Source organism: Tritonibacter mobilis (assembly GCF_001681715.1).
GTDB classification, from domain to species: Bacteria; Pseudomonadota; Alphaproteobacteria; order Rhodobacterales; family Rhodobacteraceae; genus Epibacterium; species Epibacterium mobile.
Window position 1 is genome coordinate 194336 of sequence record NZ_LNWY01000012.1, and the last position, 17187, is coordinate 211522.

Annotated in this window: 16 protein-coding genes; 12 read left to right on the plus strand and 4 right to left on the minus strand. The window is 59.3% G+C overall.

What is annotated here, in order from left to right; all coding sequences use genetic code 11:
• Positions 1–223: 223 nt before the first annotated feature.
• The 4 genes from UB90_RS12170 to UB90_RS12185 all read left to right on the plus strand — a co-directional run bounded on the left by UB90_RS12170 (position 224) and on the right by UB90_RS12185 (position 5050).
• Entirely contained in the window at positions 224–856 is a 633-nt protein-coding gene (locus UB90_RS12170) for a glutathione S-transferase family protein (RefSeq protein ID WP_039982817.1), read from the plus strand.
• Between the two features lie 10 nt (positions 857–866).
• The gene (locus UB90_RS12175) at positions 867–2078 is read left to right on the plus strand and encodes an acetyl-CoA C-acetyltransferase (protein WP_009176598.1); all 1212 of its coding nucleotides are present in this window, start codon (positions 867–869) and stop codon (positions 2076–2078) included.
• 39 nt (positions 2079–2117) lie between these two features.
• The gene (locus UB90_RS12180; protein ID WP_065325964.1) at positions 2118–4319 is read left to right on the plus strand and encodes a 3-hydroxyacyl-CoA dehydrogenase NAD-binding domain-containing protein; all 2202 of its coding nucleotides are present in this window, start codon (positions 2118–2120) and stop codon (positions 4317–4319) included.
• A gap of 188 nt (positions 4320–4507) precedes the next feature.
• Complete coding sequence (locus UB90_RS12185; protein ID WP_065325965.1) at positions 4508–5050, plus strand: AAA family ATPase; 543 nt, start codon at positions 4508–4510, stop codon at positions 5048–5050.
• A 73-nt stretch (positions 5051–5123) separates the two neighbouring features.
• On the opposite strand, the gene UB90_RS12190 is transcribed toward UB90_RS12185, so the two are convergent.
• Together UB90_RS12190 and UB90_RS12195 are read right to left on the minus strand one after the other, a co-directional pair.
• A complete protein-coding gene (locus UB90_RS12190) occupies positions 5124–5816 on the minus strand; it encodes a Hint domain-containing protein (protein WP_065321990.1) in 693 nt (230 codons plus the stop codon).
• Between the two features lie 127 nt (positions 5817–5943).
• The gene (locus UB90_RS12195) at positions 5944–6609 is read right to left on the minus strand and encodes a sulfotransferase family 2 domain-containing protein (protein ID WP_065325966.1); all 666 of its coding nucleotides are present in this window, start codon (positions 6607–6609) and stop codon (positions 5944–5946) included.
• Positions 6610–6769: 160 nt separating this feature from the next.
• Between UB90_RS12195 and UB90_RS12200 the strand changes: the two genes are divergently transcribed.
• Positions 6770–8401, plus strand: a complete 1632-nt coding sequence (locus UB90_RS12200; protein ID WP_065325967.1) for an AMP-binding protein — start codon at positions 6770–6772, stop codon at positions 8399–8401.
• A gap of 180 nt (positions 8402–8581) precedes the next feature.
• On the opposite strand, the gene UB90_RS12205 is transcribed toward UB90_RS12200, so the two are convergent.
• On the minus strand, positions 8582–9463 hold the full coding sequence (locus UB90_RS12205) for a LysR family transcriptional regulator (protein ID WP_065325968.1): 882 nt from the start codon (positions 9461–9463) through the stop codon (positions 8582–8584).
• Positions 9464–9566: 103 nt separating this feature from the next.
• Between UB90_RS12205 and UB90_RS12210 the strand changes: the two genes are divergently transcribed.
• From UB90_RS12210 to UB90_RS12240, 7 genes are all read left to right on the plus strand, one after another.
• Positions 9567–9965, plus strand: a complete 399-nt coding sequence (locus UB90_RS12210; RefSeq protein WP_065325969.1) for a VOC family protein — start codon at positions 9567–9569, stop codon at positions 9963–9965.
• The gene (locus UB90_RS12215; protein WP_065325970.1) at positions 9962–10633 is read left to right on the plus strand and encodes an SDR family oxidoreductase; all 672 of its coding nucleotides are present in this window, start codon (positions 9962–9964) and stop codon (positions 10631–10633) included. Before UB90_RS12210 ends, UB90_RS12215 begins: the two co-directional genes overlap by 4 nt.
• A 14-nt stretch (positions 10634–10647) precedes the next feature.
• The gene (locus UB90_RS12220; RefSeq protein ID WP_065325971.1) at positions 10648–11823 is read left to right on the plus strand and encodes an MFS transporter; all 1176 of its coding nucleotides are present in this window, start codon (positions 10648–10650) and stop codon (positions 11821–11823) included.
• A gap of 18 nt (positions 11824–11841) precedes the next feature.
• Complete coding sequence (locus UB90_RS12225; RefSeq protein WP_065325972.1) at positions 11842–12930, plus strand: alkene reductase; 1089 nt, start codon at positions 11842–11844, stop codon at positions 12928–12930.
• The gene (locus UB90_RS12230; protein ID WP_065325973.1) at positions 12927–13286 is read left to right on the plus strand and encodes a cupin domain-containing protein; all 360 of its coding nucleotides are present in this window, start codon (positions 12927–12929) and stop codon (positions 13284–13286) included. Before UB90_RS12225 ends, UB90_RS12230 begins: the two co-directional genes overlap by 4 nt.
• Positions 13283–14293, plus strand: a complete 1011-nt coding sequence (locus UB90_RS12235) for a zinc-binding alcohol dehydrogenase family protein (RefSeq protein ID WP_065325974.1) — start codon at positions 13283–13285, stop codon at positions 14291–14293. Before UB90_RS12230 ends, UB90_RS12235 begins: the two co-directional genes overlap by 4 nt.
• 417 nt (positions 14294–14710) lie before the next feature.
• Positions 14711–15721 (plus strand): hypothetical protein, encoded by a 1011-nt coding sequence (locus UB90_RS12240; RefSeq protein ID WP_005645581.1) that lies wholly within the window; start codon positions 14711–14713, stop codon positions 15719–15721.
• Between the two features lie 67 nt (positions 15722–15788).
• Here the strand turns inward: UB90_RS12240 and UB90_RS12245 are convergent, their stop codons facing one another.
• Positions 15789–17057 (minus strand): SPOR domain-containing protein, encoded by a 1269-nt coding sequence (locus tag UB90_RS12245; RefSeq protein ID WP_065325975.1) that lies wholly within the window; start codon positions 17055–17057, stop codon positions 15789–15791.
• Positions 17058–17187 lie beyond the last annotated feature (130 nt).

Below are 17187 nucleotides of genomic sequence, written 5' to 3' on the forward strand. Positions count from 1 at the left end.
GTTGAAGGTATGGGGCGCGCCTGCCCCCGGGCTCTCCGCCTAATGGGCAAGCGCGCCTTCAGCTTCTGCGATCATCGGCTTCCCAGCCTGTACCGCACTGCCATGTTATCGCCATCTTGGTTAACAAACGCTGACTATCCTTCATCTTCTTCAAAATATCCCACGGGGGTGCGGGGGTGTGAAACCCCCGCCGCGACATCGCCACTGGGAGGGGCGATTTGATATGAAACTCTATTGTTTTGGCGAATCCGGCCATTCCTACAAGGCGGCGCTGGCGCTTGAGCTTGCGGGGCTAGCGTGGGAGCCGGTCTTTGTTGACTTTTTCAACGGTACCACACGCGGCGATGCGTTCCGAAGTGACGTCAATGAAATGGGCGAATGTCCGGTTTTAATTGATGGTGACGTAACGCTCAGCCAGTCCGGCGTGATCCAGCAGTATCTGTCTGAGACCTATGGCAAGTTTGGTGGAACCACCCCGGAAGAGAAACGGGAAGTCCTGCGCTGGCAGCTTTGGGACAATCACAAACTGTCTTCAAACGCGGGCCTGTGCCGGTTTTTGATGAATTTCCTGCCCGAAGACAAACGCCCGGCTGAAGTAATCGCATTCCTGCAAGGACGCCTCAAAGCGGCCTACGCAGTTTTGGACAAACACTTGGAGGGCCGCGACTGGATCGTGGGCGAAAGCCTCACCAACGCCGACCTTACCTGTTGTAGCTACCTCTATTACCCGGAACCTTTCGGCTTTGACCGCAAGGATTACCCCAATATCGACGCCTGGCTGTCGCGCCTCAGCGCCCTGCCCGGCTGGAAACACCCCTATGACCTGATGCCCGGCAACCCGTCGGATCGAGCTTGAGGAGACCAATATGACCGAAGCTTACATCTATGATGCCGTCCGCACCCCGCGCGGCAAGGGCCGCAAGGACGGCGCACTCCATGAGGTGACCTCCGTGCGCCTCTCTGCCCTGACCCTGAACGCGCTGAAAGAGCGCAACAACCTCGAAGGCCATGCGGTCGAGGATGTGATCTGGGGCAACGTCACGCAGGTGATGGAACAGGGCGGCTGTCTGGCGCGCTCTGCAGTGCTGGCCTCCGATCTGGATCAATCCATTCCCGGCCTTGCGATCAACCGCTTCTGCGCCTCTGGCATGGAAGCTGTGAACCTTGCTGCAAACCAAGTCAAAGGTGGCGCGGGAGATGGCTATATCGCGGGCGGCGTCGAGATGATGGGCCGTGTGGCGATGGGCTCTGACGGGGCGGCGATTGCCGTCGACCCGACCCTTGCGATGGACACTTATTTTGTACCGCAGGGGATCTCCGCCGATATTATCGCGACCGAGTATGGGTTTACCCGCGAACAAGCTGATGCACTGGCGGTCGAATCCCAGCGCCGTGCCAAGGCCGCGTGGGATGACAACCGCTTTGCTAAATCCGTCATCACCGTGCGCGACCAGAACGGTCTGGCGATCCTCGATCATGACGAATACATGCGCCCCGGCACCGATATGCAGGCACTTGGCGCGCTCAATGCGTCCTTTCAGATGATGGGCGAAGTGATGCCGGGCTTTGATGCCGTTGCAAAACTAAAGTACCCGCATCTGGAGAAGGTCAACCACATCCACCACGCCGGGAACTCCTCGGGGATCGTGGATGGCTCTGCCGCGCTGTTGATCGGCAACAAGGAATTTGGCGAGCGTCATGGCCTGAAGCCGCGCGCCCGTATCAAGGCGACAGCCAAGATCGGCACCGACCCGACCATCATGCTGACTGGCCCTGTGCCTGTGACCGAGAAGATCCTCAAAGAGACCGGCATGAAGATATCCGATCTGGATCTTTTCGAGGTCAACGAGGCCTTTGCCTCGGTGGTCCTGCGCTTCCAGCAGGCCTTTGACGTCGATCCGGCCTTGGTGAACGTGAACGGCGGCTCCATCGCCATGGGGCACCCGTTGGGGGCGACCGGTGCGATCATCATCGGCACGCTGCTGGACGAACTGGAGCGGCAGGACAAGGAATGCGGCCTTGCCACGCTCTGCATTGCATCCGGCATGGGTGCGGCCACCATCATCGAGCGCGTCTAAGCGACGCCTTCTCACCTGATAGGGTTGGAGACAAAGACTATGACCGATTTCAAATACGACGTAGACGCCGATGGCATCGCCATCATCACATGGGACGCCGAAGGCAAGAGCATGAACGTCCTCACCCGCGAGGCCTTTGGCCTGGTGGAGGAGTATATTGATCGCGCACTTGGCGATGACGCCGTCAAAGGCGTGGTAATCACTTCCGGCAAGAAAGACTTTGCGGGCGGCATGGACCTGAATGTGCTGGCCACCATTCGCGAGGAGTCGGGCGAAAACCCGGCTCAGGGCCTGTTTGATTTCACGATGAATGGCCACCGCATCCTGCGCAAGCTGGAGCGCGCCGGGATGGATGCCAAGACCAACAAGGGCGGCAAACCGATTGCCTGCGCCATCAATGGCACCTGTGCGGGCATCGGCACCGAGATTGCGCTGGCCTGTCATTACCGCAGCATGACCGACAACTCGAAGGCAAAGATCGGCCTGCCGGAGATCCTGCTGGGGATCTTCCCCGGCGGCGGCGGTACCATCCGGTACTCGCGCATGGTGGGCGCGGTGAACGCCGCCCCTGTGCTGCTCGAAGGCAAGATGCTGGACCCGAAAAAGGCCAAGTCCGCAAGCCTCGTGGATGAGGTTGCCGCCGATCCGCTGGAGGCGGCGCGTCAGTGGGTGCTCAATGCCAAAGACGCCGACATCGTGAAACCTTGGGACCAGAAGGGCTATAAAATGCCCGGCGGCGCGCCTTATCATCCGGCTGGGTTCATGAACTATGTCGGGGCCTCCGCCATGGTGCATGGCAAGACCCAAGGCGCGTTCCCGGCGGCCAAGGCGCTGCTCTCAGCGGTCTATGAGGGCGCTCTGGTGGATTTCGACACCGCCCTGCGCATTGAGGCCCGCTGGTTCACCCATGTTCTGATGAACCCGTCGTCCTCGGCCATGATCCGGTCCCTGTTCATCAACAAACAGGCGCTGGAAAAAGGCGCGGTGCGTCCCAAGGGTATCGAGGATCAGACCGTCAAGAAGATCGGCGTTTTGGGCGCGGGTATGATGGGCGCGGGCATCGCGTTGGTGTCGGCGCAGGCGGGCATGGAGGTCGTGTTGATCGACCGCGATCAGGAAGCTGCCGACAAGGGCAAGGCCTACTCCGCCACCTATATGGACAAGGGCATCAAGCGCGGCAAAGCCACGCCCGAGAAGAAAGAGGCGCTGCTGGGGCAGATCACGGCAACTGCGGATCTGGACGCCCTCAAGGGCTGCGATCTGATCATCGAGGCAGTGTTCGAAGACCCGAGCGTGAAGGCCGAGATGACCAAGAAGGTCGAGGCGATCATCCCCGAGGATTGCATCTTTGCCTCCAACACCTCGACCCTGCCGATCACCAGCCTCGCCGAGGCCTCGGTCCGGCCGGAGCAGTTCATCGGCATTCACTTCTTCTCGCCGGTGGAGAAGATGTTCCTGGTGGAGATCATCAAGGGTGAGAAAACCGGGGATCGCGCGGTGGCCAAGGCGCTGGACTATGTGCGCCAGATCCGCAAGACGCCGATCGTGGTGAATGATGCGCGCTTCTTCTACTGCAACCGCTGCATCATCCCCTACATCAACGAGGGCGCGCGGATGATCACCGAAGGTGTCTCGCCGGTGCTGATCGACAGTGCGGCGCGTCAGTTGGGCTTCCCGGTGGGGCCGATCCAGCTCACCGATGAGACCTCGATTGATCTTGGTGCAAAGATCGCACGCGCCACCAAGGCGGCGATGGGCGATGCCTATCCCGAAAGCCCGGCGGATGATCTGATCTTCTGGATGGAAGAGCAGGGTCGTCTGGGGCGCAAAGCCAATGCGGGCTTCTTTGATTATGATGACAAAGGTAAACGCGTTGAGTACTGGAAAGGCCTTGCGGAGAAATACCCGCAGGCTGCAGAGCAGCCTGACCTGATTGAGGTGCAGGAACGGCTGATGTTTGCGCAGGTCCTTGAGGCCGTCCGGGCGCTGGAAGAAGGCGTGTTGATGGACATCCGCGAGGGCGACGTGGGCGCTGTTCTGGCCTGGGGGTTTGCGCCGTGGTCCGGTGGACCGCTCTCGTGGCTCGACATCATCGGCACCCCCTATGCGGCGGAGCGCTGCGAGCAGCTGGCCGAAGCTTATGGCGACCGTTTTGCCTGCCCGCCGTTGTTGCGTGAGATGGCGGAGAAAGGCCAGACCTTCTATGGCCGTTTTGCGCCGGAAGAGGATCAGGCGGCCTGAGCGCTGCACACATGTGATCTAAAAAGTCGCCCCTCGCGGGGCGGCTTTTTTGTTTTGCGAGGCTCTGCCTCGCGCTCAGAGGTATTTAGAAAAAGGTGAAAGACAGGTGCGCGGTGATGCGCTATGAGGCGTGTGCGCTTGGCAAGACTGTCGCGCCACTTCCCCCCTGAAATTATGTGAGGTTGGTCATGGGTGACCATTTGTATGTCGTAACGGGTGGCCCCGGCTCCGGCAAAACGACATTGATAGAGGCGTTGGGTCTGCACGGCATTGTATCGATGCCTGAGGCCGGACGCGCCATTATCCGCGATCAGACCGCCATCGGTGGACAAGCATTGCCTTGGGCGGATCGGGGTTTATTTGCGCAAACCATGCTAAGCTGGGATATGCGCTCCTATCACGAGGCCACGAAACATCCGGGGCCGGTTTTGATGGATCGCGGCGTCCCCGATACCCTTGGATATCTGCGCCTGTGTAATCTGCCGGTTCCAGCGCATGTAGAGAAGGCGGCTGGGATGTTTCGCTATAATCCACGCGTGTTCATTGCGCCCCACTGGCCGGAGATCTTTGGTCAGGATGCGGAGCGCAAACAGGGTGAGGCGGAGGCGCGTGCGACATTTGAGGTGATGCAGCGCACCTATCAGTCCTTGGGGTATGAGGTGATTATCTTGCCCAAGGTCTGCGTTGAGGATCGCGTGGCGCTGGTGCTTTCGCATCTCGGTCAGAGCTGAAACAGAGAAAACCCGCCGCCGAAAGGATCGGCTGGCGGGTCGTCTGCTCTGGAGGGGGTGAGAGAGCGTGTAATCAGGCGAAGGTTGCGTATTGCGGCTCGCCAGTGCCGCCGGTGCCTGCCATTGCGCCGGGGGTCCAGAAGCTGTCTTCGGTGATCATGTCGATCACCAGTTCACGAGCTTCGGAGGCGGAGAGGATGGTGTAAAGCTCCTCGGACTGAGCGGTCACGCAGTAGTGCATCAGGTCGTGATCTGCAGGGCAGAAGGCCAGAACGCCGGCCTCGATATAGACGACTTCATCCTCATCAAAGGTAAGAACGATGGTTTCCATTGTCACCTGCTGCGGTGCGCGGGTGATACCGCGGTACCCTTCGAGGGCGCAGGCGGGAACCACTGCAAAAGGATCTCCCAGCGCATCCTCAAGGAGGTCATGCTCCAGCAAGATGCCCTGCTCTGGCTTGACCCACATCGGGTTGCGGTTGCCGAGTGCATCGCGGGGGATGTAGATGGGCGCCATTTCCTGTGCGGAGGCGGTGTCGCCCAGAACCAGAACGCGGCGTTCAATGGATTTTACGGGGCGCATGCCATGATCGAAGGTCAGAACCTCATCGCCTGTGGAGAGGGCTTCTACCGGGCGCCAACCAGTCGCAGTTGCAACCATGGTTCCTGCGAGAAAGCCAGCCTGACCTGTGGCCACCATCGGGAACTCGGTGGTGAATGCTTCTGCCATCGGGGAGGCATTCCGTTTTGCAAACCAGTCCAGCATGTTCCTGTCCTTTCGACACTTAAGTTGCTCCGGACCTCGAGGGCTCGAAGCTCCAATCGCCGTTCCGTGAATTCTTTGTAGCAAACCGGGCGGGCCTGGGCGCGGTCTCTTAGGGAGCCGCTCTGTATCAAAGGGATAGGGGGTAATCGTTAAAAGAGTATTCAAATCGTCCGATTTCGAGGTGGCAGCACGTCCTTACGGCATCAATCGCCTGTGAATCATAGTAAATACGCCAGTCGGGATCGCGCCGCGACTCATTCACACGGGGCAATTCCAGTGCGAATCCCAAATGATCGAACAAAGGTGCGGCATCCTTGGCGAAATGTTCGAGCCTTATGTAAAGGCTGCAATGCTCATACCCGTCCGACTGCATCATATAAGACGGAGCCGGTTGAGACTTGAGCGCGCGCATCACCAAAGGATCGGTCACAAAGCTGGTAAACGGCAGCGCATGCGCAAGTGGCACCATCGGATGATCAAAGGATTGCTCTTTGAGCCAGTGATAGAGGCTGACCATGCGATCAAAAGGATTGCGCACCAGCGTGAAGGCAAACATCTGCCGCAACTCTTCGCGGCTGGCGAGACCTTCGATATCGGCAAGGGTTGAATGTTTCCACAATCGCCCCCGCGTTTGGGTGCCATGCAGGCGGCGGCGGCGTTTCACGGCCTTCGGCGTGTCGCCCAGCATCTCATCCCCGGCCATGGCGCGCGCCTCCAGCGCCAGCGCGAGCGCGGTGCCGCCGGTCTTGGGGATATGAATAAAGACGTAGTTATGCCCGCGCGAAAGGATCATGCGCAGAGGCTAATCCATTCAGACGCATTGGGAAACAGCGAAGCGGAGGCGGCCTATGCAGCATAAATACCACCAACGCACGCAATCTCTTTCAATTTTCATATCGCCAGCGCAATATTCGACCTCAGGGACAAAACGGCAAGACCGGGGAGGAGGAACCATGGGATGGCTGGCAGATGAAACCGGGCTGGATCGGACGGCGGCGAACTATGTGCCGCTGACACCGCTGTCGCATTTGCAACGCGCGGCGCACGTCTTTGCCGAGGACACGGCCCTCGTCTACGGCCAAACCCGGCGCACCTATGCGCAGTATCACGATCGCTGTACCCGGCTGGCGGCGGCGCTGGCCGGCATGGGGGTGACACCCGGCGATGTGGTTGCGACCTTGCTGCCGAATATTCCGGCGCAGGCCGAGGCGCATTTTGGCGTGCCCGCCCGTGGTGCGGTGCTCAATACGATTAACATCCGGCTGGATGTGGACACCGTCGCATATATCTTTGAACACGGAGAAGCCAAGGTGGCGCTGGTTGACAGCGAGTTCCTCACGCTGGCTGAGGCCGCCAAGGCGCAAATAGCAGGCGACGGCCCGATCCTCATCGAGGTGCCAGACCCCGAGGCGGGTGTGCCTGCAAGCGGACGCTATGCCATCTATGATGAAATCCTCGCTGCCGCCGCCGATGATTTTGACTGGATCATGCCCGAGGACGAATGGGAAAGCCTTGCGCTCAACTACACCTCCGGCACCACCGGGCGGCCCAAGGGCGTGGTCTATCACCATCGTGGCGCCTATCTGATGACCATGGGCACGGTAATCTCATGGCAACTGCAATTGCGCCCAATTTATCTGACCATTGTGCCGCTGTTTCACTGCAACGGCTGGAACCACACATGGATGATGCCAGTGCTGGGTGGCACCGTGGTCTGCTGCCGTAACACCACAGCAAAGGCGATTTATAATGCCATCGCCGATGAGGGCGTGACCCATTTTGGTGGCGCGCCCATCGTGCTCAATATGATCGTCAACGCCAAGGATGCGGAGCGGCGCGCCTTTGACCACACGGTCGAGGTCTTTACCGCAGGCGCGCCCCCTGCCCCGGCCACGCTGGAAAAGATCGAACGACTGGGGTTTCACGTCACACAGGTTTACGGTCTGACAGAAACCTATGGCCATGTCACCGAATGCCTCTGGAAAGGCGACAGCTGGAACACGCTCGACACCGCCGGGCGTGCCGCGATCAAGGCCCGTCAGGGTGTGGCCTTTCCGATGATGGACCATATCACTGTGGTCGACGCAGAGATGAAACAGATCCCGATGACTGGCACGGATCAGGGCCAGATCGTGATGCGCGGCAATTCGGTCATGAAAGGCTACCTGAAAAACCCCGAGGCCACCGCAGAGGCCTTTGCGGGCGGTTATTTCCACTCCGGCGACATCGCCGTGCAGCATCCCGATGGCTATATCCAGATCGCCGACCGGGCCAAGGACATCATCATTTCAGGCGGAGAGAATATCTCCTCCGTGGAGGTCGAAGGTGTGCTGATGGGCCACCCGGATGTGAACCTTGCTGCGGTGGTGGCAAAGCCAGACGAAAAGTGGGGCGAAGTGCCCTGTGCTTTTGTGGAGCTGAAAGAGGGAGCAGAGGTCGACGAGGCCACCCTGATCGCCTTCGCCCGTCAGACGCTTGCCGGTTTCAAGACCCCGAAAGCGGTGATTTTTGGGGAATTGCCCAAGACATCAACCGGTAAGATCCAGAAGTTTGAACTGAGGAAACGGTTCGCTGGCGAGAGTTGAGGGCGACCTCCAGCCGCGAATTGGGGACGCTTTTGTAAAATGACACTGGATGGCAAAGATCTGTCAGACCGGGCCGGACGCTGCGATCGCCGACATTCAGCGCGCAGACCACAAATGGAAACGAAGAGGACAAAACTACCGTTTTGTCGTTAGGCGTGCGTGTCCGGGTTCATCACGATGCTATTGTAACCGCGCCACTAGAAACTCCATCAGCGCTCTTACGCGCCGTGGCTGGACTGCTCCTGCTGGGTAAACCATGTGAAGCGCGTTCGGTTCTGGTGAAAAGGCCTCAAGCACCTCGACAAGATCACCGGTTGCCAGATCCGTCCGGACATCCCATTCCGACTTTCGTGTAATTCCCTGCCCGCCCAGACACCACCGCCGAATGAGCCCCCCATCGTTGGCAATGCGGTTCCCAAAAACCCGCTTCGTTTTCATCTGCCCGTCGATCACAAACGCCCAATCCCGATCAGTGTTGGCTCCAAAGCGCATGATCAGGCAGTTGTGATGGCTCAGATCATCTGGATGCATGGGCGTTCCGTTGCGCTTCAGATAATCGGGGGACGCGCAGACGATCCGGCGGTTTGCCCCGAGCTTACGCGACTTCATCGTGCTATCGGACAATTCGCCAAAGCGGAGCGCAAGGTCGATGCCCTGCCCGACCAAATCAATAATTCCGTCACTGAGCGTCAGGTCGATCGCGATTTCCGGGTGCTCTGATATGAATTGATCCAGCAGCGGCACGAGTTGCGTGCGGCCCAGATCACTCGGCGCACTCATGTGGATCATGCCGGATATCTTTTCCACCCCCAGCTTAATCCTTGCTTCTGTTTCCTCTGTCTCTGCCAATATGCGCCGCGCGCCCGTGACCAACTCGCGGCCCTCGTCTGTCAGACTGATCGAGCGTGTTGTTCGCGTCAGCAGGCGCACTCCGTAATGCGCTTCGAGTGCAGCGAGCCGCTCTGTGACCGTCGCGGGCGACAATCCAACCTCACGACCCGCAGCCGCAAGCCCAGCTTTTTCCACTATCAGCAGGAACAGCTTGAGATTTTCTATCAGCATGGATGCCTCATTATTCGCCCATTCCGAATTATCAATTGGGATTTTAGGCAATTATTTGCCCTAAGGATAGGCGGTAGATGATGATCAACGAAAGGAGATCATCATGCATCTCGACCACATCACCATCCGAACACGCGATTTGCCCGGGACACGGGCCTTCTTGCTTACGGTCTTTGATGAGCTGCAAGAGCGCACAAGGCCCGAGGCGATCCACCGTATTCCGGGGCACTGGCTCTATGCTGGTGACAAGCCAATCATCCATCTGATCGGGGCGCGGGGCTACGGCACGGATACCGCCGCCGAAGCCTACGATCATGTGGGCATCCATCTTGATGATTACAAAGGCTTTCGCGCCAAGCTCGAAGCCCTGGGTATCCGCTATTCAGCGATGGACCTCGAAGAGCTGGATGAACGGAGGCTGTTTTTCCGCACGCCTTCCGGTCCGCTCATCGAAGCCGTTTTCCATGACCCCATGCCTCAACGAGAGGAGACCCTCCAATGACCTTTACCAAGGAAACCAAAACCATTGTGATCGGCGGTACATCCGGGATCGGCAAAGCCGTTGCAACTGCGCTTGCAAACCGCGACGGAACTATTGAAGTGGCAAGCCGGTCCACTGGACTTGATGTGAAAGATGAAGCTGCGATTGCAGCTTACTTCGATGCGCAAGGCCCGGTCGATCACGTCGTTTTCACCGCAGGGTCATCAGCACCGGGCGGTGCGATCACCAACGTGTCGTTTGATGCTGCAAAGCAAGCCTTTGACACAAAGTTCTGGGGTGCGGTCGCGGTTGCCAAAGCGGCGGCGCGCCACATCAAACCCGGCGGAACAATCACGCTGACGTCCGGGTTCCTCGCCCGACGCACGGTACCCGGTACCTACGTCAAAACTGCCATGAATGCGGCCCTGGAAGCGGTGGCCAAAATTCTGGCCAAAGAGCTGGCCCCGATCCGCGTCAATGTCGTCAGCCCCGGCCTGACCGATACCGAAGCCTACGCCGGTATGACGAGCGAGGCGCGCATGGCGATGCTCCATAACGCTGCGAAATCGCTGCCTGCGGGCAAGGTCGGCTGTGCCGATGATCTGGCCGCTGGCTACCTCTTCGCCATCGACAACCCCTTCGTCACCGGTGCCGTCATCGACATCGACGGTGGCGCGTTGATCAACTGAAGGAGACGCAATTCATGTCCCTCAAATCGAAAATGCCGCTGCAAGTCTGGATATTGACGCTCGCAGCATTCGCCATCGGCACGGCAGAATTTGTCATTGCCGGTATTCTGACCCAAGTGGCCGAAAGTCTGAATGTCTCTGAAGGTCAGGCGGGCCACCTCATCACTGCCTATGCGATGGCTATCGTCATTGGTGGGCCGATCCTGACACTCTGGCTGGCACGCTATCGAAAGCGCATTGTGCTGATCGGTCTTATGGCGCTCTTCGTCGTCTCGAACCTGATCACAGCCTTTGCGACCGATTACACGACACTGATGATCAGCCGGGTCATGGCCGGTCTGACACAGGGGCCATTCTACGGTATCGGAGCGGTTGTCGCGACGCGGCTGGTCACAAAGGACATGGAAGGCCAGGCGGTCGGCCAGATGTTCGCAGGCCTGACGCTGGCGAATGTACTGGGTGTTCCCGGTGGCGCGTGGATCGGCAATATGTTTGGCTGGAACACGACCTTCATCGTCGTCGCCATGCTTGGTGCAATGGCTGCCGCCTCAATTGCGATTGCCATCCCACCACAAGGTGCTGAAGAGCCGAAATCCATCCGCTCGCAAATCGGCGCGTTCCGCAATCCGCAGCTGCTGGCCAGTTTGCTCATCACAACGCTTGGCTGGGTCGGCTTCATGACCTTCTACGGCTACATCGCGCCAATCGCAGAACAGGTCGCAGGCTTTGAACGGGTGTCCCTGACATGGATTCTGGTCATCGTCGGGCTGGGTCTGGTGCTGGGGAACACGCTGGGTGGCAAGACTGCCGACAAGAACCTCCGCGCGTCCCTGATCGGCTGGCCTGCCGCAATGATCGCCGCGCTGATCGTCGTCGGTCTGGTGGCCTCGCAACCCTACCTGTTCGTTGCTGCGGCCTTCGTCTTTGGTGTCGTGTCTTTCGCCAACGTCCCGCCGATGCAGATGCGCGTCATGAAGCATGGCGGCAATGCGCCTGAGCTTGCCGCGACGGCCAATATCTCGGCCTTCAATATCGCCAACGCCCTGGGCGGCATCATCGGTGGCGCGGTCGTCGATAGCACACTGGGGGCCGCCTACACCCCCTTCGCCGCGATCATCGTGCCTGCACTCGGCCTCGCCTTCATCGTCTGGCAGGAGCGAAACCCCGCTCCTGCCCCCACCAACGCCTGAGAGTGAAAGGACCCTAACATGACACTCTTCACCCCCGTATCCATCGGCGCGATCAATCTGCCCAACAGGGTGGTTATGGCCCCGATGACCCGCTCACGGTCGACCCAACCGGGTGATGTGCCGAACGCCATGATAGCAGAGTACTACGCCCAACGCGCCAGCGCTGGCATGATCATCACAGAAGCCACGCAAATCACACCCGAAGGCAAGGGCTACTCCTTCACGCCGGGCATACATTCCGAAGCACAGATTGCCGGATGGAAACAGGTGACCGACGCAGTTCACGCCAAAGGCGGGCGCATCGTATTACAGCTCTGGCATGTCGGGCGAATGAGCCACCCGATGTTCCACGCAGATGGCAAGCCTGTTGCACCATCTGCCATAGCCCCGGATGCGACCGTCTGGATCGTGGATCCCGAGACCGGCAAAGGTGGCATGGTAGAATGCCCCGTTCCGCGCGCGCTTGAGACAGATGAAATCGCCCGCATTGTCGAGGACTACCGCCTTGCAGCCCGCAACGCCAAAGCCGCCGGTTTCGATGGTGTCGAGATTCACGCAGCCAATGGATACCTCATCGACGCGTTCCTGCGCAGCACATCCAATCATCGCGCAGACGCCTATGGCGGTTCTGTGGAAAACCGCATCCGTTTTGCGGTGTCTGTTGCCGAAGCAGTTTCATCGCAGATGGGTGCAGACCGGACGGGCATTCGTTTCTCGCCCTTTATCACGCAGCGCGGTATGGACGATCCAGATGCGCCGCAGACCATCCTGACTCTGGCGAAAAAGCTGGACCAGATCGGATTGGCCTACATTCATTTGGCCGAAGCCGATTGGGACGATGCGCCAGAAACGCCGGAATGGTTCCGCAAAGAACTTCGCGCGGCCTATTCAGGGTCGGTCATCGTCGCAGGTGGTTACACACCAGCCATGGCCGACGCCGCTATCAACAGCGGTTATGCCGATGCTGTGGCCTTTGGACGCCCGTTTATCGCCAACCCTGACTTGCCACGCCGCTTGGCTGAAAATCTGCCGCTGTCTCCCTTTGATAGCGACACGCTCTTCGGCGGCGATGCGCAGGGTTACACCACCTACGAGGTTTCAGCATGACCGCCCCGCTCACAAATCACGAGATCACCGAAGGCCGGGCAAATCCTCGGATCGGCACTGCGCTTGTCGCTGAAACAGACGGAATGCGCATCTGGCACCTCCGGGTGCCGCCGGGCGAAACCCATCTTCCCCATCGTCACGACCACCCCTATTTCTGGACGGTGCTGACCGATGGCACGGGGCGATCCCGCTTCGATGACGGTCGCGTGGTCGATGTGACCTACACCAACGGCCAGACCCAGCATTTCCCTGATCTGTCGCCCGACAATGCCTTTGTCCACGACCTGATCAACACCGGCGAGACAGAACTTGTCTTCGTCACCGTCGAATTTACCAAACAAGGAGAAGACCTGTGAAAGCTGTCGGATTTACACACTATTTGCCCATTGAGAACGAGAGTGCGTTTCTCGATCTCAACGTTGAAAAACCACTGCCCGAAGGCCGAGATATTCTGGTGAACGTCAAGGCTGTTGCCGTCAATCCGGTGGACACAAAGGTACGCGCCCCCAAAGACAAGGTGGAAGAGGCACCGCGCATCATCGGCTATGATGCATCCGGCGTGGTCGAAGCCGTCGGTCCGGATGTGACGCTCTTCAAGCCGGGAGATGAGGTGTACTATGCGGGCGACATCACCCGCTCAGGCACCAATGCGGAGTTTCATCTTGTCGATGAGCGGATCGTCGGCCGTAAGCCTGCGTCCCTGTCGCATGCCGAAGCCGCCGCCCTCCCGTTGACGACAATCACAGCTTACGAGGCGTTTTTTGATCGCCTACGCATAGACCGCGACGGGGCAGATGCCGGGCAATCACTCCTTATCATCGGTGCGGGCGGTGGTGTCGGCTCCATTGGTATCCAGCTTGCCAAACAGGCCGGGTTAACAGTGATCGCCACCGCATCCCGTTCCGAAACTTCGGATTGGGTGAAATCGCTTGGCGCGGATCATGTCGTCAACCACCGCGAGGACATGGTTGCTCAGGTGCAAGCCATTGGCCTCAAGCACGTCGATCATATCGCGATCTTCAACGACATGCGGCACTGGGACACGGCGGTTGAGTTGATCCGCCCGCAAGGTGGCATTGTCAGTATCGACGACACCGATCTGCCCATGCCAATGGGTGGCATGAAGACCAAGGCCGCGAGCTTCCATTGGGAGTTCATGTTTGCCCGCTCCATGCACCAGACGCCGGACATGATCGAGCAGCATCACCTTCTATCCTACGTGGCCGGTCAAATTGATGCGGGAAACATCAAGACAACCGTCTCCGAGGTTCTGTCCCCGATCAATGCCGCCAATATGCGCGAAGCGCACAGGCTGGTCGAAACGGGTCAGGCCAAGGGTAAGATCGTCGTCGAAGGATTTTAATCATTGTCACGGAACGGCGACAAACCGTTCCGTGCAACCAATTTAGGCAAGCAGCCCTTCATGCATCTTGCAGAATAGGTAGCTCCACTGGAAATGCGCGGCACACAATACGAATAAGCGCGATCGAGCAGACCGCCTCTTTATTACGATGCTCAAACACCGCGCATCCCCCGCATCGGTATCTGACACATCATCTCGCCCTTCTGCCTTCGCGAGCGCATGCGCCCTCAGGTGTGCCCATCAACAGGCCAACGGGACCTCTTGCGCAGCCACATCTGGCTCCTTTGGGCCTCAACGCCCTCTCAACGCTCAGAAAAACACCTAAGCATTGCCATTTGGGCCGCAAAGCGGTTTGCCGCCGATGCGGCTTGCATGTTAAATAACATCTAGAACAACAGGAGCAGGCAATCCCGGTCGATGACGGTACTCCGTGAATTTCAGCGGCTTGAGGCGGTGGGCATCTGGCGGCCTTCGCCGTCAGAGCAGCGGCGCGACGTGATTGTCTCGCTCGGGGATGCGACGCTCACCATTACCGATATGCAGGACCGCCCCCTTGCCCATTGGTCGCTGGCTGCGGTCGAGCGGGCCAATCCCGGTGAGTTCCCTGCCCTTTATCATCCCGATGGCGACCCCGGCGAGACGCTGGAACTGGCCGAGGATGAGGTCACCATGCGTGAGGCCATCGAAAAGGTGCAGACCGCAATCGAACGCGCGCGCCCGCATCCCGGACGGCTGCGGCTTTTTGGTGGGGTTGCGATTGTCACCTGCGCCGTGGCGCTGCTGGCGCTTGGCCTGCCGCAGACCATGCGCAATCAGACACTGGCGGCGGTTTCAGAGGTGCATCGCAAAGCCATCGGTCAGGCGCTTTTGGGCCGTATAGAACGCGTATCAGGTCAGGCCTGCTCAACGCCGGAAGCTGACCCAATCCTGAAAAAGCTTGCGGATCGTACCGGTGTGCGCCGCGTGGTTGTACTGCGCTCGGGCATTGCCGAGAGCCTGACGCTGCCCGGTGGTATTGTGTTGATGCATCGCACCTTTGTCGAAGATTACGAGGACCCGGCCGTGGCGGCAGGGGCAGTGCTGGTCGAGCACGTCCGCGCACAGGCGCAGGATCCGATGGCAGAGATCCTTGATGTCGGAGGGTTTATGGCGACGTTCCGGCTGCTTACGACGGGCGAAATCAAACGCGAAACACTGGATCGCTATTCCGAGACCATGCTGTCCTCGCCCCGTCCGGCTGTGGATACCGAGGCGCTCCTGGCTGAATTTGCCCGCGCCGCCATCCCCTCGACACCCTATGCCTATGCGCGTGATGTCACAGGAGAAGCCACCATTGGTCTGATTGAAGCCGACCCAATGGCGGGGCGTGATCTGGCGCCAGTGCTGAATGACCGCGACTGGGTGCAATTGCAGAACATCTGCGGCTAACTAACTATCTTTCAATAAAAAAGGCCGGGAAACCCGGCCATTTCTTCCAGAGAATCTGGGATTAGATTTACTTGCTGAGCCGCGCGCGGCTAAATCCCGCAGCGCGGATACGTTGCAGCGCCTGATCCGCACCAGCGGTAAAGGGTCCAGCCAAAACCACCTTCAGGGTCTGGCCATTGCGATTGAGCGTCCCGAGGCGCATCTGCAGACCTGTCGCCGCAGAGAGCTCACGCGCGACACGCTTTGCCTCTTCTGTATTAGCGAGGGTTGCGGCGCGCACATAGCGCGGTGTGGTCGGTGTCTTGCTCGTCTCGGGCAGAGTTGCATCCGGTGCCGCACGGCTGGAGATGCGGGTGGTGGTCACAGGGCCACCCCGGCGTGGCGGCACAATGCCGTACTTCGCCTTGGCATCCCACAGAATGAACGGGGTCTTATCAAGCGATTGTTCCAACTGACGGCGCGGCAGATTGTCCGTCCAGATCTGCGCCATCTGCTGATCACCTTGCTGCGTGCGCTGCGCCCGGCGGGTATTCATCCGGTTGTCCGAACGCTCCACCAGAATGTAGCCCTCAGGCACGGCGGGCTGTTCGTTGATTACGGTTGGGCGGATGGTCTGCTCCACCCTATGGATGTTCAGCCGGTCGTCTTCCCACGCGGGTCGATACCCTGCGGGCACCTGCAGCCCTTCGCTCTCGCGACGCAGCAGATAGACATGTACCGGCAAAATGCGGGTGTTCGGAGTGATCTGCGCAAGCGGATCACCAGATTTACGCAACCGGGTGCGCGGCACGGTTGCAAGGGTCGGCGCTGCGGGTGCAGGCGCTGCCGCAGCGCGCTGCGGTTTGGGTGGCGTCGCGCGCGCCGGGCGTGCTGGTGAGAGCGCCACGTTTTTTGCATCAGTCGAGGTCATCGCGGCAGTGCGCTCTGGCTTAATCGCTGCGCTGGGGGCTGTGCTACGGCTGCGCACTGCAGGCGGAGGCGCTACCCGCACGGGCGCAGGTTCATCAACGCGACCCGCATCGGGGGCCAGTGTAATGATGTCTGGACGCGGATCCTGAGCTGATGGCTGTTGGCGGGTGGATCCGGCGATATTGGAAGGCTCAGCACCACACAGCTGCTGACGGGCCCGGTTCACACGCGGAATCCACGCTACATTTCCATCGACACCGGCGCGGATGAAGATACAGCCACGACTGTCCACATATTGGCGCCCCTGATAACTGGCTGGAGGAAACTCCGCCGGTTGCGCCGTCTTGGATGAAAGCTGCGCAAAAGCACCGGAGCCCAAACCGGATGCCAAGATGAGGGATACTGCCGTAATTGTAGTTATTTTCATCAACCTGCCCCACAATATATGGCGGTAGGATGCCTGAAAAGCGCAACTGAGTAAAGGCAATCTGGGCAACAATATGGCGCGATCCAGCGGATCGTCGCCATATTTCTCGATCACGTAACAGCGCTCGGCA